The sequence below is a fragment of the Microbacterium testaceum genome, assembly GCF_029761935.1.
Taxonomy (GTDB): Bacteria; Actinomycetota; Actinomycetes; order Actinomycetales; family Microbacteriaceae; genus Microbacterium; species Microbacterium testaceum_A.
Genome location: NZ_CP121699.1, coordinates 723263 through 741618, shown reverse-complemented (window position 1 = coordinate 741618; position 18356 = coordinate 723263). Strand labels below are relative to the sequence as shown.

General features: G+C 70.0%; 19 protein-coding genes. 9 read left to right on the top strand and 10 right to left on the bottom strand.

Going from position 1 to position 18356, the window contains the following annotated elements; all coding sequences use genetic code 11:
- Positions 1 to 109: 109 nt before the first annotated feature.
- The gene (locus QBE02_RS03565; protein WP_279367154.1) at positions 110 to 1096 is read right to left on the bottom strand and encodes a COX15/CtaA family protein; all 987 of its coding nucleotides are present in this window, start codon (positions 1094 to 1096) and stop codon (positions 110 to 112) included.
- A 248-nt stretch (positions 1097 to 1344) separates the two neighbouring features.
- Here QBE02_RS03565 and sufB point away from each other — a divergent pair, with 248 nt between their 5' ends.
- The 7 genes from sufB (at position 1345) to QBE02_RS03530 (ending at position 7784) form a co-directional block, all read left to right on the top strand.
- Entirely contained in the window at positions 1345 to 2763 is a 1419-nt protein-coding gene (sufB, locus tag QBE02_RS03560; RefSeq protein ID WP_144784784.1) for a Fe-S cluster assembly protein SufB, read from the top strand.
- The gene (gene sufD, locus QBE02_RS03555; RefSeq protein ID WP_279367153.1) at positions 2764 to 3969 is read left to right on the top strand and encodes a Fe-S cluster assembly protein SufD; all 1206 of its coding nucleotides are present in this window, start codon (positions 2764 to 2766) and stop codon (positions 3967 to 3969) included.
- Positions 3966 to 4295 carry a non-heme iron oxygenase ferredoxin subunit gene (locus QBE02_RS03550; protein ID WP_279367152.1) on the top strand — a complete coding sequence of 110 codons (330 nt, stop codon included), beginning with the start codon at positions 3966 to 3968 and terminating at the stop codon, positions 4293 to 4295. Before sufD ends, QBE02_RS03550 begins: the two co-directional genes overlap by 4 nt.
- A gap of 52 nt (positions 4296 to 4347) precedes the next feature.
- A complete protein-coding gene (sufC, locus tag QBE02_RS03545) occupies positions 4348 to 5118 on the top strand; it encodes a Fe-S cluster assembly ATPase SufC (RefSeq protein WP_056232130.1) in 771 nt (256 codons plus the stop codon).
- Between the two features lie 9 nt (positions 5119 to 5127).
- Entirely contained in the window at positions 5128 to 5457 is a 330-nt protein-coding gene (locus QBE02_RS03540; RefSeq protein WP_056232125.1) for a metal-sulfur cluster assembly factor, read from the top strand.
- A 163-nt stretch (positions 5458 to 5620) separates the two neighbouring features.
- Entirely contained in the window at positions 5621 to 6784 is a 1164-nt protein-coding gene (locus QBE02_RS03535; RefSeq protein ID WP_279367151.1) for a MalY/PatB family protein, read from the top strand.
- A 70-nt stretch (positions 6785 to 6854) separates the two neighbouring features.
- Positions 6855 to 7784 carry a siderophore-interacting protein gene (locus QBE02_RS03530; RefSeq protein ID WP_279367150.1) on the top strand — a complete coding sequence of 310 codons (930 nt, stop codon included), beginning with the start codon at positions 6855 to 6857 and terminating at the stop codon, positions 7782 to 7784.
- A 65-nt stretch (positions 7785 to 7849) separates the two neighbouring features.
- Here QBE02_RS03530 and QBE02_RS03525 read toward each other — a convergent pair whose 3' ends face one another.
- The 4 genes from QBE02_RS03525 to QBE02_RS03510 all read right to left on the bottom strand — a co-directional run bounded on the left by QBE02_RS03525 (position 7850) and on the right by QBE02_RS03510 (position 11993).
- A complete protein-coding gene (locus QBE02_RS03525; protein WP_279367149.1) occupies positions 7850 to 8683 on the bottom strand; it encodes an ABC transporter ATP-binding protein in 834 nt (277 codons plus the stop codon).
- A gap of 52 nt (positions 8684 to 8735) precedes the next feature.
- Positions 8736 to 9812, bottom strand: coding sequence for a FecCD family ABC transporter permease (locus QBE02_RS03520; RefSeq protein WP_279367148.1), 1077 nt, complete (start codon positions 9810 to 9812; stop codon positions 8736 to 8738).
- Positions 9809 to 10855, bottom strand: a complete 1047-nt coding sequence (locus QBE02_RS03515) for a FecCD family ABC transporter permease (protein WP_279367147.1) — start codon at positions 10853 to 10855, stop codon at positions 9809 to 9811. Before QBE02_RS03515 ends, QBE02_RS03520 begins: the two co-directional genes overlap by 4 nt.
- A 100-nt stretch (positions 10856 to 10955) precedes the next feature.
- A complete protein-coding gene (locus QBE02_RS03510; RefSeq protein ID WP_279367146.1) occupies positions 10956 to 11993 on the bottom strand; it encodes an iron-siderophore ABC transporter substrate-binding protein in 1038 nt (345 codons plus the stop codon).
- 267 nt (positions 11994 to 12260) lie between these two features.
- Between QBE02_RS03510 and QBE02_RS03505 the strand changes: the two genes are divergently transcribed.
- Positions 12261 to 13859: an ABC-F family ATP-binding cassette domain-containing protein gene (locus QBE02_RS03505; RefSeq protein WP_279367854.1), complete on the top strand. Its 1599-nt coding sequence runs from the start codon at positions 12261 to 12263 to the stop codon at positions 13857 to 13859.
- A gap of 245 nt (positions 13860 to 14104) precedes the next feature.
- On the opposite strand, the gene QBE02_RS03500 is transcribed toward QBE02_RS03505, so the two are convergent.
- The 4 genes from QBE02_RS03500 to QBE02_RS03485 all read right to left on the bottom strand — a co-directional run bounded on the left by QBE02_RS03500 (position 14105) and on the right by QBE02_RS03485 (position 16514).
- Positions 14105 to 14989, bottom strand: a complete 885-nt coding sequence (locus tag QBE02_RS03500) for an SURF1 family cytochrome oxidase biogenesis protein (RefSeq protein ID WP_268104909.1) — start codon at positions 14987 to 14989, stop codon at positions 14105 to 14107.
- A 123-nt stretch (positions 14990 to 15112) separates the two neighbouring features.
- Positions 15113 to 15319, bottom strand: a complete 207-nt coding sequence (locus QBE02_RS03495; protein WP_279367145.1) for a hypothetical protein — start codon at positions 15317 to 15319, stop codon at positions 15113 to 15115.
- Positions 15316 to 15684 carry a DUF3099 domain-containing protein gene (locus QBE02_RS03490; RefSeq protein WP_268103890.1) on the bottom strand — a complete coding sequence of 123 codons (369 nt, stop codon included), beginning with the start codon at positions 15682 to 15684 and terminating at the stop codon, positions 15316 to 15318. The genes QBE02_RS03495 and QBE02_RS03490 overlap by 4 nt, the downstream gene beginning before the upstream one ends.
- A 128-nt stretch (positions 15685 to 15812) precedes the next feature.
- Complete coding sequence (locus QBE02_RS03485) at positions 15813 to 16514, bottom strand: DUF4190 domain-containing protein (protein ID WP_279367144.1); 702 nt, start codon at positions 16512 to 16514, stop codon at positions 15813 to 15815.
- Positions 16515 to 16649: 135 nt separating this feature from the next.
- On the opposite strand from QBE02_RS03485, the gene fabG reads away from it, so the two are divergent.
- Positions 16650 to 17360, top strand: a complete 711-nt coding sequence (fabG, locus tag QBE02_RS03480; protein WP_056232098.1) for a 3-oxoacyl-ACP reductase FabG — start codon at positions 16650 to 16652, stop codon at positions 17358 to 17360.
- Positions 17361 to 17585: 225 nt separating this feature from the next.
- On the opposite strand, the gene QBE02_RS03475 is transcribed toward fabG, so the two are convergent.
- Positions 17586 to 18263: an alpha/beta fold hydrolase gene (locus QBE02_RS03475; protein WP_279367143.1), complete on the bottom strand. Its 678-nt coding sequence runs from the start codon at positions 18261 to 18263 to the stop codon at positions 17586 to 17588.
- Between the last annotated feature and the right edge of the window lie 93 nt (positions 18264 to 18356).

Sequence of the window (18356 nt, the reverse complement as noted above, 5' to 3'; positions counted from 1 at the left end):
GTGTAGGGGTCGCCGATGAATCGCCTATGAGCGTATAAGGGGGTCTCGTGGGCCTTGCGCGGGGGAACGCGGTCCGTTCGGGGCAACTCGGTCGCGCGTCGTCGGCGCCTCAGCCGTGAGCAGCCGCCGTCTCGCGCGCGGCACCCTGACGCCCCGCGATCGCGGACACCTTGAGGCGCAGAACGACGACAGTCATGGTCGCGGCGGCCAGAGCGGCCAGGACCATGTGGGTGCCCACGGCCCACTCGGGCAGGCCGTTGCGGGCCTGGTAGAGCCCCACCGCGATCTGCACCAGCTCGACGGCCAGCAGGGCGACGGCCCAGCGGCGCACCGGCAGGCGCAGGCGCCAGGACGCGATGACCGCGACGAGCGTCAGGGTGAACAGGGCGTATCCCGGCCAGGAGTGCACGTGCTCGAGCACCTCGGCGTCGAAGCCGTTGCGTCCGGCCGAGGCGTCGCCCGAGTGCGGGCCGGCGCCGGTGGTGAGAACGCCGAAGACGATGGTGAGGGCGAGCACGCCGGTCGTCGCGTGGATGAGCCCGGCGAACCAGCGCGGGGCGGCGAGCAGGCGCGGCCCAACCGGCTGCTTCATGCGCACGAGGAACGCCGCGCACACCGCCACGATCGACACCGACGCGATGTAGTGGAACCCGACGATGAAGGGGTTCAGGCCGGTGAGCACCGTGATGCCGCCCACGACCGCCTGCGCGATGATCCCGACGAGCACGACGAGCGAGAGCACGAACAGCACGCGGCGCTCGTGACGCATGCGCCACATCAGCACCACCACGGTGAGGGCCAGGATGCCGACGAGCCCGGTCAGCGTGCGGTTGCCGAACTCGATGATGCCGTGGATGCCCATCTCGGGGGTGTTCACGAGGGAGTCGGGGGTGCAGCGCGGCCAGGTGGGGCAGCCCAGGCCCGACCCCGTCAGTCGGACGGCCCCGCCGGTGCCGATGATCAGCACCTCGGCCACGAACGACAACCACGCGAAGACGCGCACACGGCGGTCGACGTCGGTCGGGAGCCACTCGACGATCCGTCGCAGGGGTGCGGGGACGCGTGTCGTGGCGATGGGGGACGAGGCGGAGGGCATACGTACGGCTTCCTGGCGTCGAGATGCTCCGGGCGGTGGGAGAGCGGGGGTGCCATGCCGGGAGCGGGTGTTGCCTGTAGAATCAGAGGGTCCGGGTGCAGCGCTCGCGCGAACCGCACCCACGACAGTCTAGGCGCGCAGCCAGCGCCTTCGAGCGGGCCCACCAGCGACCTTCCTGGGACTTCGACCGGAGTCCGGAATGTCGGGGCGGATGACACCGTTGTGGCCCGAGAAGGAGAGTGATCACCATGTCCGATGTCCTCATCGACCGACCAGAGCTCGAAAGCCTGGGGCAATACGAGTTCGGCTGGCACGACACCGACGCGGCGGGCGCGATCGCGCAGCGCGGCATCAACGAAGACGTCGTCCGCGGCATCTCGGCCCTGAAGTCCGAGCCCGAGTGGATGCTCAAGACGCGCCTGAAGGGCTACCAGCTCTTCGGCAAGAAGCCGATGCCCACGTGGGGCGCCGACCTGTCGGAGATCGACTTCGACAACATCAAGTACTTCGTGCGCTCGACCGAGAAGCAGGCCCAGACCTGGGAAGACCTTCCGGAAGAGATCCGCAACACCTACGAGAAGCTGGGCATCCCCGAGGCCGAGCGTCAGCGCCTGGTCGCCGGCGTCGCCGCCCAGTACGAGTCCGAGGTGGTCTACCACCAGATCCGCGAGGACCTCGAGCAGCAGGGTGTCATCTTCATGGACACCGACACCGCCCTGCGCGAGCACCCCGAGTTCTTCGAGGAGTACTTCGGCACCGTCATCCCCGCCGGTGACAACAAGTTCGCGGCGTTGAACACGGCCGTCTGGTCGGGCGGTTCGTTCGTCTACGTCCCCAAGGGCGTCCATGTCGAGATCCCGCTGCAGGCGTACTTCCGCATCAACACCGAGAACATGGGTCAGTTCGAGCGGACGCTGATCATCGCCGACGAGGACAGCTACGTCCACTACATCGAGGGCTGCACCGCTCCGATCTACAAGAGCGACTCGCTGCACTCGGCCGTGGTCGAGATCATCGTGAAGAAGAACGCCCGCGTGCGCTACACGACGATCCAGAACTGGTCGAACAACGTCTACAACCTCGTCACCAAGCGTGCGATCGCCCACGAGGGCGCGACCATGGAGTGGGTCGACGGCAACATCGGCTCCAAGGTGACGATGAAGTACCCCTCCATCTACCTGATGGGCGAGCACGCCAAGGGCGAGACCCTGTCGGTCGCCTTCGCCGGTCCCGGTCAGCACCAGGACGCCGGCGCGAAGATGATCCACATGGCGCCGTACACGCAGTCGTCGATCGTCTCGAAGTCGATCGCCCGTGGCGGCGGTCGTGCCGGATACCGCGGCGAGGTGCGGGTGGACGCCAACGCGCACCACTCCGCCAACACCGTGCGCTGCGACGCCCTGCTCGTGGACACGATCTCGCGCAGCGACACCTACCCCGCGATCGACATCCGCGTCGACGACGTGCAGCTCGGCCACGAGGCCACGGTCTCGAAGGTCAGCGAAGAGCAGCTGTTCTACCTGCAGTCGCGCGGCATGCCCGAAGACGAGGCCATGGCCATGATCGTCCGCGGGTTCATCGAGCCCATCGCGCGGGAGCTCCCCATGGAGTACGCGCTCGAACTCAACAAGCTCATCGAAATGGGCATGGAAGGATCCGTAGGCTAAATGACGACTGCGACCGAATCACCCACGGCACAGTCGACTGGCGCCGGTACGGGTCACATCGACCCAGCAGCCCTCGTGGCATCCGTCGTTCCGGTTCAGACGCGCTCGGAGCGTCTGACCTCGTTCGACCCGGCCGACTTCGGCACCCCCACGGGGCGCGAGGTCAACTGGAAGCTCAGCCCGATCGCGCGCCTGGCTCCGCTGTTCGTCGACGAGGCCGGTCCGTCCGGTGTCATCTCCGTCGACGTGCAGGCGCCGGATGCCGTGGAGCAGCTGCGCCTGGCCGCCGGCGACGCGCCGCGCGGTGAGCACTTCCGGCCCGAAGACCTGCCCGCGGCCCTCGCCTGGACGCACGAGACCGAGGCTCCGCTCCTGCGGATCCCCGCGAACGTCGAGCTCGACGAGCCCGTCGTGGTGCGCTTGACCGGCACGGGCGGCCTCGCGCACGCCCACGTCGTGATCGAGGCTCAGCCCAACTCGCGCGGCACCGTGGTGCTGCGTCACGAGGGCACGGCGAACCACGCGCAGAACGTCGAGATCATCGTGCGCGACGGCGCCGACCTCACCGTCGTGTCGGTGCAGCGCTGGAACGACGACGCCGTGCACGCGGCATCCCACCAGGCCCGTGTCGACCGCGACGCCAAGCTCACGCACGTCGTGGTGAGCTTCGGCGGCGGTGTCGTGCGCGTGAACCCCTCGGTGGAGCTCTCGGGCCCCGGCGCCGAGGGGCGCCTGTACGGCCTGTCGTTCTCGGACGCCGGTCAGCACCTCGAGTCGCAGGTCTACCTGCACCACAAGGGTCCGCACACCGTCGGCGACGTGCTCTACAAGGGCGCGCTGCAGGGCGAGAGCGCGCGCAGCGTCTGGATCGGCGACGTGCTGATCGGACCGGATGCCACGGGCACCGACTCATACGAGGCGAACCGCAACCTCGTGCTCACCGACGGCGCCCGCGCCGACTCGATCCCGAACCTCGAGATCGAGACCGGCGACATCCAGGGTGCCGGCCACGCCAGCGCCACGGGTCGCTTCGACGACGAGCAGCTGTTCTATCTGCAGGCTCGCGGCATCGCCGAAGACGAAGCGCGTCGCCTTGTCGTGCTCGGCTTCCTCAGCGAGATCGTGCAGCGCATCGGCATCCCCGAGCTCGAGACCGAGCTCATCGGGGCGATCGAGCACGAGCTGGCCGAGGGGGCCGCCGCGTGAGCGCCTCGCGCGCCTGCGCACTGAGCGAACTGGTCCAAGACGAGGCGCTCCGCGTCGAGATCGACGGCGTCGCCATGGCGGTCGTCCTCGACGGCAACGGCGAGGTCCACGCGATCGGCGACGTCTGCACGCACGGCGACATCTCGCTGTCGGACGGCTTCGTCGAGGGCGAGACGCTTGAGTGCTGGGCCCACGGCTCGGCGTTCTCGCTGAAGACCGGCCGCCCCCTGAACCTCCCGGCCTACGAGCCGGTCCCCGTGTACGAGGTCGTGATCGACGGAGACGACGTGCTCATCGATCCCGCCGTCACCAAGGCGACGGCCTGAGCGCCGCTCACGACAACGCCCACGACCTGAAGACTTACGAGTAAGGAACACCATGTCTGTCCTCGAGATCCGCGACCTCCACGTGACGGTCGAGACGGAGAACGGTACGACCCCGATCCTCAACGGAGTGACGCTGACCATGCGCACCGGTGAGACCCACGCCATCATGGGCCCCAACGGCTCCGGCAAGTCGACCCTGGCGTACACGATCGCCGGTCACCCCAAGTACACCGTCACGAGCGGCTCGATCACCCTCGACGGTGAAGACGTGCTCGAGATGAGCGTCGACGAGCGCGCTCGCGCGGGCCTCTTCCTCGCGATGCAGTACCCGGTCGAGATCCCCGGCGTCACGGTGACGAACTTCCTCCGCACGGCCAAGACGGCCATCGACGGCGAGGCTCCGGCCATCCGCTCGTGGACGAAGGACGTCAAGGGCGCCATGGAGAACCTTCGCATGGACCCGAAGTTCGCCTCGCGCAACGTCAACGAGGGCTTCTCGGGCGGCGAGAAGAAGCGTCACGAGATACTCCAGCTCGAGCTGCTCAAGCCGAAGATCGCCGTGCTCGACGAGACCGACTCCGGCCTCGACGTCGACGCGCTGAAGATCGTGTCCGAGGGCGTGAACCGCGCCAAGGAGCAGACCGACCTCGGCGTGCTGCTCATCACGCACTACACGCGCATCCTGCGCTACATCCGCCCCGACTTCGTGCACGTGGTCGTCAAGGGGCGGATCGTCGAAGAGGGCGGGCCCGAGCTCGCCGACCGACTCGAAGAAGAGGGTTACGACCGCTTCCTCGAGGCCGGTACGCCGATCGACGCGTAGGATCGTTACATGACCGCAACCCTCGCTCCCGAGAAGTACGACGAGGTCACCGAGGCCCTCAAAGACGTCATGGACCCCGAACTGGGGATCAACGTCGTCGACCTCGGCCTCATCTACGATCTCGCGTGGGACGACGAGAACGACGCGCTCGTCATCCACATGACTCTCACCTCGGCCGGCTGCCCGCTGACCGACGTGCTCGAAGAGCAGACCGCCCAGGCCCTCGACAATGTCGTGGAACGCTTCCGCATCAACTGGGTGTGGATGCCGCCGTGGGGTCCCGAGCGGATCACCGACGACGGCCGCGACATGATGCGCGCGCTCGGCTTCGCGATCTGACCGCAGAATCCTTCCTGAACGCCCATCCCTGCGGGGGTGGGCGTTCGGTGTTCCGGTGAGGGAAACGGTGCCCCCGCCTTCGACCGGCGCCTCTCTTGGCGCCCGTGTGTCCTCCTCTGACGCGCCGGGTGCCGGCATCCGGGGTCCTCGTTAGGCTTTTCGCATGAGCGTTCCTCCGTTGCAGGCCCTGCCGCTCGAGCTCCTGCGTCAGCGCAGCAGCACGAAGTGGCGCTCCTACGACGACGACGTCATCCCGATGTTCGTGGCCGAGACCGACTTCCCGCTGGCGCCGGCGATCACCTCGGCGCTGCATCGGGCGGTCGAGATCGGCGACACGGGCTACACACCTCCGCGTCCCGGCATCGACCTCGATTTCGCCGACTTCGCCGAGCGGCAGTGGGGGTGGCGACCGGACCCGGCGCGCATCCGCTGGACGGGCGACGTGATGATGGGCGTCGTCGAGGTGTTGCGGGGGGTGACCTCGCCCGGCGATCGGGTGATCGTGACGCCCCCGGTGTACCCGCCGTTCTACGACACGGTCGAAGAGGCGGGGGCGGTCGTGGAGCGCGTCCCGCTGATCGACGACGGGGAGCGCTGGCATCTCGACCTCGAGGGCATCGAGGCGGCCCTGGCGGGCGGAGCGCGCGCCGTGCTGCTGTGCAACCCGCACAACCCCACCGGGACCGTCCACTCCCGGGACTCCCTCGCCTCTCTCGCGCGTCTCGCGAAGCGGTACGGCGCCAGCGTGGTCAGCGACGAGATCCACGCGCCGCTCACGCACGCCCCCGCGGTCTTCACTCCCTTCCTGGATGCCGGTGACGAGGCGGCCGCGGTCGGGTACATCGTGACGAGCGCGAGCAAGACCTACAACCTCGCCGGATTGAAGTGCGCCGTCATCGTGACCGGCTGGGAGGAGACCGCGGCGGTCGTGCGGGCGCTGCCGTGGGAGGTCGAGTGGCGGGCCGGGTTGTTCGGCGTCATGGCGAACCGGGCTGCGTTCTCGGCCGAGAGCGACGAATGGCTGGCCTCTCTGCTCGTGGCCCTGGACGACAACCGTCGTCTGCTCGCCGATCTGCTCGCCGAGCATCTGCCGCTCGCGCGGTATCGGATCCCCGAGGCGGGGTTTCTCGCGTGGGTCGACGTCTCGGCGTACGGCTGGGGCGACAACCCCGCCCCGTTCATCCGGCGCGAGGCGCAGGTCGCCCTGCACCACGGCCCGCTGTTCGGGGTCGAGGGGATCGGCCACGTGCGCATCAACGTGGGCTGCGCTCCCGAGGTGCTGCGCGAGGCGATCGAGAGGATCGGGAAGCTCGTCGATCGCGCGTAGCCGGCTCGGGTAGCTCGCCGTCGAGGCAGCGGCGTGGCATCCGGAAGCAAGGTAAGGATATCCTTATCTCGTGATCACTGCCACGCGTCCCGCCTACCGCCCGTACGTCGCCGTGGTGAAGACCGCGCGACGTCTCTCGCCGCACTTCGTGCGCGTGACGTTCACCTCACCCGACTTCGACGTGTTCGGCACCGACCGCCGTGACCAGCGCGTCAAGCTTGTGCTGCCCGGCCGCGACGGCACCGTCTGCGACATCGGACAGGACGACCCCGAGGCCATCGCCAACGGCGAGTGGTACACGCGCTGGCGCGACCTGCCCGACGAGGAGCGCATGCCCTTCCGCACGTACACCGTGCGCCGCATCGACCCCGAGGCCCTCGAACTCGACATCGACTTCGTCGTGCACCACGACGCCGGTCCGGCCGGGTCCTGGGCCGAAGCGGCGACGGCGGGGGACCACCTGGTGGTTGTCGGCCCCGACGCGCGCAGCGCCGACTCGGCGCAGGGGATCGACTTCCACCCCGGCACGGCGCGGCGCATTCTGCTCGCCGGTGACGAGACCGCCGCTCCTGCGATCTGCGCCGTGCTCGAGGGGCTCGAGCCCGGTCTCGACGTCGACGCGTTCATCGAAGTGCCCGATGTCGACGACGCCCTCCCCGTGCGCAGCGCAGACGCGCGCGTCCACTGGCTCCCGCGCGGCGAACGCCCGCACGGCGAGGCGCTGATCGAAGCGATGGAGGCCTGGGCCGCGGCATCCGGTGACATTCTGGAGCGCGCGGCCGCGCCCCGTCCGCAGGTTCTCGAAGAGATCGACCTCGATGTCGACCTGCTGTGGGACAGCCCCGCCGACGCCGAGGGCGAGTTCTACGCGTGGATCGCGGGGGAGTCGTCGACCGTGAAGCTCCTGCGGCGCATGCTCGTCTCGGGGTGCGGCGTCGACCGCGGTCGTGTCGCGTTCATGGGCTACTGGCGCGCCGGGCAAGTCGAGCGCACGGCGTAGACGCCCGGCATGACGACGACGGAAGCCCCGGCCGAGGCCGGGGCTTCCGTGATTCTGGTGACCTCTCAGGCCGTCTGCGCCTGGGCCTGTTCGGGCTCGGCCACGGTGTGGTGGCGGCCGATCGGGATTACCATCGGCCGCCCGGTCAGGGGATCGGGCACGACGCGACTGTCGAGGCCGAACACGCGGCGCACGGTCTCTTCGGTGAGCACGTCGGAGGGGTCGCCGGCCGCGATCACCTCGCCCTCGGCCATGGCCACGAGGTGGTCGGCGTAGCGGGCGGCGAGGTTGAGGTCGTGCAACACCATGGCCACGGTGGTGCCGCGGTCGCGATTGAGGTCGGTGAGCAGGTCGAGGACGTCGATCTGATGGCTGATGTCGAGGAAGGTCGTCGGCTCGTCGAGCAGGAGCACGTCGGTCTCTTGAGCGAGGGCCATCGCGATCCACACGCGCTGGCGTTGACCGCCGCTGAGCTCGTCGACGGGACGGTCGGCGAGGTGCGTGACGTCGGTGGCCTCGAGGGCGCGGGCGACCGCTGCGTCATCGACGCTCGTCCAGCGCGAGAGGGCGCCCTGGTGCGGGTGACGGCCCCGGCTGACGAGGTCGCTGACGGCGATGCCGTCGGGGGCGATCGGCGACTGCGGAAGCAGCCCGAGAACGCGGGCGACCTGCTTGGTCGGCAGGCGATGGATCGACTTGCCGTCGAGCAGGACCTGCCCCGCCGAGGGTGTCAGCAGACGGGCCATCGCCTTCAGCAGCGTCGACTTGCCGCAGGCGTTCGCGCCGACGATGGCGGTCACACGCCCCGGCGGCAGGGCGAGGTCCAGGGAGCCGACGATCGTCCGATCGCCGTAGCCGAGCGTGACGCTCTCGGCGGTCAGGGTGCGCTCGATGGTCATCGGGTGGCTCCTCGATGGTGGGGGACGGGGTGGACCGGGGGGCGGTCGGCGCTCATAGCGATGTCCCTTCGGATCGGCTGCTGCGGACGAGCAGGAAGATGAGGTACGGCGCGCCCAGCACGCCGGTGATGACGCCGACCGGCAGGCGGGTGCCGAAGGCGTACTGCGCGGCGAAGTCGGCGACCAGCACGAGCAGGGCTCCGACGAGGCCGGCGGGCAGGATCGGCGAGCCGACCGGGCCGAGCAGGCGCACCGCGATGGGGCCGGCGAGGAACGAGACGAACGCGATGGGCCCGGCGGCCGCCGTCCCGAAGGCGAGGAGGCCGACGGCCGCCACGATCAGCAGCAGGCGGCTGCGTTCGACGGGCAGACCGATGGCGGCTGCGGTGTCGTCTCCCATGCGGAGGATCTCAAGGCGCCCGGCCAGAACCAGCAGCACCGGACCCAGCGCGACGACCGCGAAGAGGACCGGCATCGCTCGGTCCCACGTGGCGTCGTTCAGGTTGCCGGTGATCCAGCGCATCGCGGCGGGGAGGTCGTACTGCGCGGCGCGCGCGACGACATACGAGACGACCGCCTGACACATCGCGGCGACACCGATGCCCACGAGGACGAGTCGCGCGCCCGAGCTGCCGTTGCGATACGAGAGCAGGTAGATGGCGAGCGCCGCAGCCAGAGCCGCCGCCATCGCGAGGAACGAGACGGCGGTCTCGCCCCAGCCGAGCACGACGATGCCGATGACGGCCGCCGCACTCGCGCCGGTGTTGATGCCGATCACGTCGGGGCTGGCGAGGGCGTTGCGCAGCATGGTCTGGAAGACGACACCGCCCATGCCGAAGCAGAGCCCCGTCAGCAGGGCCGTCATCGCGCGGGGCAGGCGCAGCTCGCCGACAGTGAACGAGGCTCCGGCGACGCGCTGCCCGGTGAGGACGCCCCACACTTCGGCGGGCGAGTAGAGCGTCTGGCCCAACATGAGCGAGAGGGTGAACGCGACGACGACGGCCGCTACCAGGGTCGCGGTGACGAGGGTCCAGCGACGGCGGCGACGGCGGCGTCCGGCGATGACGGATGCCAGGGCGTCCGGGGCCGGTCCGGGCGCGGCGACCCGGGGGGAGAGGTGCGTGGTCACAGGGCCCTCATCTTCTGACGGCGGACGAGGGCGATGAAGAACGGTGCGCCGATGAGAGCGGTGACGATGCCGACCTCGATCTCTTCGGGACGGGCCACGACGCGACCGACGACGTCGGCGAGGGTCAGCAGGGTCGCACCGCCGAGGGCCGAGACGGGGAGGAGCCACCGGTGGTCGACGCCGACGACCAGGCGGAGCATGTGGGGCACGATGAGGCCCACGAAGCCGATCGGGCCGGCGACGGCGGTCGCGGCCCCGCAGAGCACGACCGCTCCGAGGGTCGCGACCAGACGCGCGGTGCGCACGCGGGCGCCCAGGCCCGCGGCGAGTTCGTCGCCGAGCGCGAGGGTGTTCAGCGCCGGGGCGCTTGCGAGGCAGATGATCAGGCCGGCGAGCAGGAAGGGGAGCACCTGGCCGATGGTCTCGACCGTGGCTCCGCCGACGCCGCCGATCTGCCAGAAACGGAAGACGTTCATCACGTCGGTCCGGGGGAGCAGGATCGCGCTCGTCAGCGAGCTGAACGCGACAGCGGTCACCGCGCCGGCGAGGGCCAGGCGCAGGGGTGTCGCCCCGCCGCGGCCGAGTGAGCCGATCGTGTAGACGAGGACGGCCGCGGCTGCCGCGCCCAGCATGCCCGTCCAGATGTACATCGACGGCGAGCTCAGACCGAAGAAGGCGATACCCGTGACGATCGCGAGTCCCGCTCCGCCGTTGATCCCGAGGATCTGCGGGTCGGCGAGCGGGTTCCGCGTCGCCCCCTGCAGCACGGCGCCCGACACGGCCAGGGCCGCGCCCACCAGGACCGCGAGGATCGTTCGGGGGATGCGCTTGGCGACGGCGGCAGCCGACGTCGTGTCGGTGGAGCCGGTGAGCCCCGCCCACACGTCCGCGGCGGTGACGTCGCGGGCGCCGAAGGTCACGGACAGCACCACGGCGACGACGAGCACGGCGACGAGGGCCGTGACGCCGACGACGCGTCGCCGCCCCCAGCGACGCGGGCGGGCGACGCCGGGGGCGGTCGGAGCCGGTGCGAGAGCGGTCATCGCGCCGACGGTCGAGGGGCGTGCATCGTGACGAGCGGCGTCCGGACGGACCGCACCGAAACCTGCGGCGTCGGGACGGCCCGCGCCGGACGCGCCCGCATCAGGACGCGGCCTTCTCGGCGGCCTTGCCGACCAGCGCGATGTAGTCGTCGCCGTAGGACGTGCCGATCGACAGCGGGCTGGGGTTGCCGGCCGCGGCCATGGTGGTGTTGTCGGGCAGGAACGCCACCGCACCGTTCGCGATCGCGGGGATGCGCGACCACAGCGGGTCGGCCTGCAGCTGCGCGAGAGTCGCGTCGGTGCCGTAGCCGGTGAGGACCTGGACGTCCGAGAAGTTCTCGATCTTCTCTGTGCTCTCGGTGAACCAGAAGGTGTCACCGGTGGCGCTGGAGGCCTCGACGGCCGACGAAGGCACCAGGCCGAGCTCGTCGAGGTACGTTGCGCGCGGGTCCTTGGTCGAGTAGTAGCCGACGGTGCTGAGGTCCGTCGGGTCGATGTAGGTGAACAGCGCCTTCTTTCCCGCCAGAGCCGGGTAGGTGGCGGACTCGTCGGTCACGTGCTTCTCGAGGTCGGAGACCAGCTGCTGCGCCTGATCTTCGAGGCCGAGGGCCTTGGCATCCGTCAGCGTCATCTGCTGCCACGTGGTACCCCAGGCGATCTCGGGGAAGGCGACGACGGGGGCGATCTTGCTGAGCGTGTCGTACTGCTCCTGCGTCATACCCGAGTAGGCGCCCAGGATGACGTCGGGCTTCGCGTCGGCGATCGCCTCGTAGTCGAAACCGTTGGTCTCGTCCATCAGCGTGGGCGTCTGGGCGCCGAGCTCGTCGAGCTTGTCTTTGACCCAGGGGAGCATGCCGTCGCCGTCTTCGTCGCCCCAGGTGACCTTCGGCATGGCGACGGGCACGACGCCGAGCGCGAGCGCGGCCTCTTGGTTGCCCCAGCTGACCGTGACGACGCGCTTCGGCTGCGCCTCGATCGTGGTCTCGCCGAAGGCGTGGTCGATCGTGACGGGGAAGGACCCCGTTGCCGACGTCGACGACCCTTCCTGCGCCCCGGGGGCGGCTGAGGTACCGGCGCAGCCGGTGAGGACGAGGGCGGTACCGACGGCGAGTGCCGCCAGTGCGCGGAATCGGGACACGAAGAGCCTCCTGCGTGTTAGGTAAGGATAGGCTTAGTTTAGTTCAGGGCTCGGGTGGGAACGCAAACCGGGATGCCGCGAATCCAGGCGATCGTCTCGGCGTCGAGGTAACGGCATCCGGGATCGGCCGCTCGGCATGCCCGGCCGCGGCGGGTCCTCGGGCCCGCGGGAAATCCACGCTGTCGGCGGGCATGCAGGGGCGCGTCTTATACTGGGTGGCTGGCCATGTCGGCCTACTTCCCCATCCCCGAAGAACGGACGTTCGCTGTGCTCGCCGTGCACGACCTCGAGATCCGCGTGGGTGCCCGCGTGCTCATGTCAGACGTGGCGTTCCGCGTCTCCGACGGCGACAAGATCGGCCTCGTCGGGCGCAACGGAGCCGGAAAGACCACCCTCACCAAGGTGCTCGCCGGTGATCTGCTCCCCTCGAACGGCGGCGTCGACCGCGTCGGCGAGCTCGGCTACCTGCCGCAGGACCCCCGCTCGGGCGACCCCGAGATGCTCGCGCGCACGCGCATCCTCGACGCGCGCGGGCTCGGCTCGCTCGCCCTCGGCATGCACGAAGCGTCGATGGCGATGGGCGACGACGACCCCGCGGTCGCTGCGAAGGCGATGAAGAAGTACGGCCGCCTCACCGAGGAATTCGAGTCGGCCGGCGGATACGCGGCAGAGGCCGAAGCGGCATCCATCGCCCACAACCTCTCTCTTCCCGACCGCATCCTCGATCAGCCGCTCAAGACCCTCTCGGGTGGTCAGCGCCGCCGCATCGAGCTCGCGCGCATCCTCTTCTCGGACGCGCAGACGATGATCCTCGACGAGCCGACCAACCACCTCGACGCCGACAGCGTCGTGTGGCTGCGCGAGTTTCTGAAGGGCTACAAGGGCGGGCTCATCGTGATCTCGCACGATGTCGAGCTCGTCGGCGAGACGGTCAACCGGGTCTTCTACCTGGATGCCAATCGCCAGGTCATCGACGTCTACAACATGAACTGGAAGAACTACCTGCGCCAGCGGGTGGCCGACGAGGAGCGCCGTAAGAAGGAGCGCGTCAACGTCGAGAAGAAGGCCACGGCGCTGCAGCTGCAGGCCGCGCGCTTCGGCGCGAAGGCCTCGAAGGCCGCGGCCGCGCACCAGATGGTCGCCCGCGCCGAGAAGATGCTCTCGGGCCTCGACGAGGTTCGTGCCGAGGAGCGCGTCGCCAAGCTCCGGTTCCCCAAGCCCGCGCCCTGCGGCAAGACGCCCCTCATGGCATCCGGGCTGTCGAAATCGTACGGCTCGCTGGAGATCTTCACCGACGTCGACCTCGCGATCGACCGCGGCTCGCGCGTCGTCATCCTGGGTTTGAACGGTGCCGGAAAGACGACGCTGCTGCGCATCCTCGCCGGCGTCGACCAGCCCGACACCGGACAGCTCGAGCCGGGCCACGGCCTGAAGATCGGGTACTACGCGCAGGAGCACGAGAACCTCGACGTGAACCGCTCGGTGCTCGAGAACATGATGTCGTCGGCGCCGCACATCACCGCGACCGAGGCCCGCAAGGTGCTGGGATCGTTCTTGTTCGTCGGCGACGACGTACTCAAGCCCGCGGGCGTGCTCTCGGGCGGTGAGAAGACGCGTCTGTCGCTCGCGACGCTCGTGGTGTCGTCGGCGAACATGCTGCTGCTCGACGAGCCCACGAACAACCTCGACCCCGCGTCCCGCGAGGAGATCCTCGGCGCGCTGTCGCACTACGAGGGCGCGGTCGTGCTCGTCTCGCACGACGAGGGCGCCGTCGAGGCGCTCAACCCCGAGCGCGTGCTCATCCTCCCCGACGGCGTCGAGGATATCTGGGGTCGCGATTACGCCGACCTGATCACGCTGGCGTAGCCGGGGTCGTCCTCGCGGTGGGTGCTGTCGAGGATATCTGGGGTCGCGACTACGCGGACCTGATCACGCTGGCGTAACCGGGGTCGTCCTCGGGTCGGTGCCGTCGAGGACGTCTGGGGCCGCGATCACGCGGGTCTGATCACGCGGGCGCAGACGCTCCGGCGTCACGCGCGTGGGGCCCTCGGTGCGGGGCTCGAGACCGATCGCTGTGCGGGTCCGCCGATTCCTCGGCATCCCTCCCGCGCTCACCGCGCGTCGAGCAGGGCGTCCTCGTCGTCGGCGTCGCGATCCTTCGGCCGCTTCCGCGCCCGGTGAAGGGCGACCGGATCGACGCGGCGCTTCTCGCCCGCGAGTCTCTGGGGCGCGGGGATCGGTTCGGGCAGGACATCGTCGTCCTCGTCATCCGCTTCCTCGCGGCGGAGCTTGCGCTCGCTCACGATGACGTAGGTGATGAAGCCGAACCCCATCACGGCGAACAGGATCCATTGCACGGCGTAGGACAGGTACGGCCCGGGGTCGTTGCTCGGCGGGTCGACCGTGTTGGGCGTGGTCGCCGGCGCCGGCGTCTCGGACATGAGCAGACCGTAGGCACCCTGCTCGAGGGGTCCGGTCTGTTCCGCGACGAGACCGAGGTTGATGGTCGGGACCTGACCGGCCTCAGCGGTCCGCCCCGAGGTCGGCGCGGCCTCTTCGGGGCGGAGGCGCACCTCGACGCTCACCTGGCCCTGGGGCGGCGCGGGGATCTCGTCGGGTTCCGCTTGCCGGTTGCCCGGAGGCAGCCACCCGCGATCGACCAGGAACGTCCGGCCGTCGTCGAGGCGGAAGGGGACGAGCTGCTCGTAGGCCGCCGAACCGCCGTGCGCGCGGTTGCGGACGAGGAGCTGCTCGTCGGCGAGGTATTGCCCCTCCATGCGCACGGGGCGCCACTCGTCGCCGGGGTTCATCTCGGCCCCCGGGGCGAGGAGCTCACCGAGCGGGACGGGGGCGGCGTCGTAGTTGTCGGCCACGAGCTGCAACTGCTCGCTGCGTTCGGCGTTGCGTGAGAACTGCCAGTTCGACAGGAACCCGCAGGCGATCGCGAACAGGATTGCGATTCCGACGTAGAGGGCCCAGCGCCCGGCGGCCGGCATCTCGCGCGCGCTCACAAGGCGTCTCCGTTCTCCGCCGCGGAGCTCACGGGCGTGAAGCGCCCGCGCGCGTGCACTTCGACAGACCTGACCACGTCTTCCAGAGTACGTCGGTGGGCGCGGCGCTCACGCGCGATCTCTCGAAAGGGCTGACACCTCGAGGGGGAAGTCGCGGGCGCTGAGGAACTCCCGGAGGTAGGACACGTGTTCATCGCACGCGACCCAGGTCTTGCGGCGGTCGGCGGGGTGGATGCGCGGGTTGCGCCAGCGGATCGCCCAGGCGGCGGCGTCTCGGCATCCGGCCCGCGAGCACTCCGCGGGCTCGTCGGTCACGACGGGTCGCGCGGTGATTCGAGGCGCGGGGTCTCTGCGATGCGGATGACGATGGGGCCATCGGCCGCCGCCGCGGGGGCGGGAGTCGCCGCGGGAGCCTCGATCGCCCGTTCGGGGTTGATCGCCTCGGCGGACCCCTGATCGGCGCCGACATTGGCGACGATGACCGCGAGGTACGGGAGGAAGATCGCCCCGGCGGCGAACACGAAGGTGTACCAGCCGTAGGGCGTGATCACGGCCATCGCTATGAAGCACGCGACACGGATACCCATCATCACCATGTATTTGGCGAAGCGGGAGTCGGCGTCCTCCCTCGGTGCCTTGGGGAGCGACGTCGCGGACTGAGCGGTGTGCGATGTCTTCACAGTGGTATCAGGGTACGCCCGCGGCGGTGGGGCAGGGCGCGGCCTCGCGCGGACTGTTCGACGTCGTGACAAGCCGTCGAGGGCGGGTCGCCGGCGCGCGAGGCGCCCGGCGGACCCGCCGCCGAAGGTCAGGCGCCGTAGCGCGAGCCGCTGGTCCCTGCGCTCGCGATGAGGATCGAGATCCCGATCACGAACAGGATGACGAACAGCAGCGTGACGTACCCGACGATGACGCCGGCGAGCGCCATGCCGCGGCCGCGCTCGCCCCGATCCTTGATCTGCTTGAGCGAGATGTGGCCCATGATCACCCCGGCGATCGATCCGACCACCGGGAGGATGAGGACGAAACCGACGAGGGATGCCACGAGCGAGATGATCGCGAGCACGTTGGTGCGCGCGGGGGCGGCGTAGCCGCCGCCGTAGCCGTATCCCGCGTTCGGGGTGCCGTACGCGGGCTGCCCGAAGGTCGAGGTCGTGGGCTGACCGTACGCCGGGGTTCCGTAGGCGGGTGCCTCGGGTGCGGGCGTGCCGTACGCCGTGCCGTATGCCGGGGCAGCGGGGGTGCCGTATGCCGGGGCGTCCGGTGCCGGGGTGCCGTAGGGAGCGGCGGCGCCGGTGGCGGCGCCCTCCGTCGAGGAGCCGTAGGGCGGAGCGGATGCCGATGACCCGGCCGCCTCGGAGGGCGGAGTCGCCGGTGCCGCGGGGGAGTCGTACCCGGGGACGCCGTCGCTCTGCGGAGCGTGCGGGGACGAGGAGGTGTCGCCTCCCGAGGTGCTGTCGGACCCGGTGTCGTCGGGATGCTGCGGGTCGGTGGTGCGGTCGTCGCTCACGGGAGCCCCTTTCGTCGCGCGTCCTCCCAGCGTTCCAGCGCCGCTGACCCCGTGTCAAACCTCGCTGCGCGAGGCGATCGGGGCGGCCTCGGTAGGCTGGGCCGGTTCCGTCATCGCAAGCGCAGGAGTCTCACCATGTCCCAGGACCGCGTCGTCGTCGTCACCGGAGGAAACCGGGGCATCGGTCGAGCCATCGCCGAGCGTTTCGTCGCCGAGGGGTGGAAGGTCGCCGTGACCGCCCGCTCGGGTGAGGGACCCGAGGGGACGCTGACCGTGCGTGCCGACGTGACCGACGCCGCCACTGTCGACGCCGCTTTCACGCAGGTCGAGGCCGAGCTCGGCCCGATCGCGGTGGTCGTGGCCAACGCCGGGGTCACGAAGGACACCCTGCTGCTGCGCATGAGCGAAGACGACTTCGACAGCGTGGTGAACACGAACCTCGGGGGCGCGTTCCGCGTGGTCAAGCGCGCCTCGAAGGGCATGCTCAAGGCCCGCTGGGGTCGCGTCATCCTCATCTCGAGCGTCGTCGGTCTGTACGGCTCGGCCGGTCAGATCAACTACGCCGCCTCGAAGAGCGCCCTCGTCGGCTTCGCGCGGTCGCTGACCCGCGAGCTCGGAGGTCGCGGGATCACCGCGAACGTGGTGGCTCCGGGCTTCATCGAGACCGACATGACCGCCGAGCTCCCTGCTGACACGCAGGCCGAGTACAAGAAGAACATCCCCGCCGGGCGCTTCGCGTCGGCCGACGAGGTGGCCGGCGTCGTGACCTGGCTCGCCGGCGATGACGCCGCCTACATCTCGGGCGCCGTGATCCCCGTCGACGGCGGCCTGGGCATGGGCCACTGAGCGCGAGAGTCGCCGGCGTGTCGGGCTTCGTGATTCCCGTTGGCGGCCGGGCCCGGGCATAGGGCGCTGATCTGAACCCTCCCGAGTCGTGACCGCGACGATTCCCGGGTGCCACAGCTGGGCATGGCTCACTGACCGCGAGACTCGCCGGCATGCCCTCCGGCGTCCCGGGTTGCGCGTCGCGCCTCGCCGCCGGGAGAGCTCCCGTGGGGCGCCGTGCCCGTCTCACCGCACGGCGGCGACGAGCCTCTCGGCGAACCTCCGGGGCTGGGAGAACTGCGGCCAATGGCCGGAGCCGAGCGTGACGACCTCGACGCTCTCGATGCGGTCGACCTCTTCGGCGTAGGCCCCCCAGTCAGCCAGGACGCGGCGGAGCGACTCGGCATCGAGCTGCCCTGACAGGATCGTGACGGGGATCGCGAACCGCCGCTCGTCGGTCAACGTGATCGGCGACGTCGGAACGCGGCCCGGAACGTCGACGACCTGCCGTGCGGTCCGCCGACGTGTCTCGTCGTCGATGTCGGCGACGTCGTCACCGTCGAAGAAATCCCACCCGGGGAAGGGCACGACTCCGTCCTCGACGGGGAACTCCGAGATCATCGCGCCCGGGTGCGGGACGATCGTGTCGACGAGGATGACGCGCGCGACCTGCGCGGGCCGCCGATCCGCCGCGCCCCACACGACGTTGCCGCCGCCCGAGTGCCCGACGAGCACCACGTTCTCGCCGAGACGGTCGATCTCGCTGACGGCGGCGTCGACCCAGTCGTCGATCACGAGGTCGCCCACCGCGGGCCCGGGCAGGGTCACCGGGTGCGGACGGTGACCTGCCGCCTCGAGAGCGGGGGTGATGTCATCCCACGACGACGCGTCGAGCCAGAGACCGGGAACCAGAATGACGTCCATGCCGCGACCTTAGAACCAGCCTCCGACATCGGAAAGGGCACCGGCGGCAGCAGGGGGTTCCGGGCAGGCCGGCGAGGCACCGAGCCCGGGCCG

Bases quoted from the DNA above. Each gene is read 5' to 3' on its own strand.
- QBE02_RS03565 (WP_279367154.1), bottom strand. From the start codon at position 1,096: ATGCCCTCCGCCTCGTCCCCCATCGCCACGACACGCGTCCCCGCACCC.
- sufB (WP_144784784.1), top strand. From the start codon at position 1,345: ATGTCCGATGTCCTCATCGACCGACCAGAGCTCGAAAGCCTGGGGCAA.
- sufD (WP_279367153.1), top strand. From the start codon at position 2,764: ATGACGACTGCGACCGAATCACCCACGGCACAGTCGACTGGCGCCGGT.
- sufC (WP_056232130.1), top strand. From the start codon at position 4,348: ATGTCTGTCCTCGAGATCCGCGACCTCCACGTGACGGTCGAGACGGAG.
- QBE02_RS03540 (WP_056232125.1), top strand. From the start codon at position 5,128: ATGACCGCAACCCTCGCTCCCGAGAAGTACGACGAGGTCACCGAGGCC.
- QBE02_RS03535 (WP_279367151.1), top strand. From the start codon at position 5,621: ATGAGCGTTCCTCCGTTGCAGGCCCTGCCGCTCGAGCTCCTGCGTCAG.
- QBE02_RS03525 (WP_279367149.1), bottom strand. From the start codon at position 8,683: ATGACCATCGAGCGCACCCTGACCGCCGAGAGCGTCACGCTCGGCTAC.
- QBE02_RS03515 (WP_279367147.1), bottom strand. From the start codon at position 10,855: ATGACCGCTCTCGCACCGGCTCCGACCGCCCCCGGCGTCGCCCGCCCG.
- QBE02_RS03500 (WP_268104909.1), bottom strand. From the start codon at position 14,989: ATGCCGGCCGCCGGGCGCTGGGCCCTCTACGTCGGAATCGCAATCCTG.
- fabG (WP_056232098.1), top strand. From the start codon at position 16,650: ATGTCCCAGGACCGCGTCGTCGTCGTCACCGGAGGAAACCGGGGCATC.
- QBE02_RS03475 (WP_279367143.1), bottom strand. From the start codon at position 18,263: ATGGACGTCATTCTGGTTCCCGGTCTCTGGCTCGACGCGTCGTCGTGG.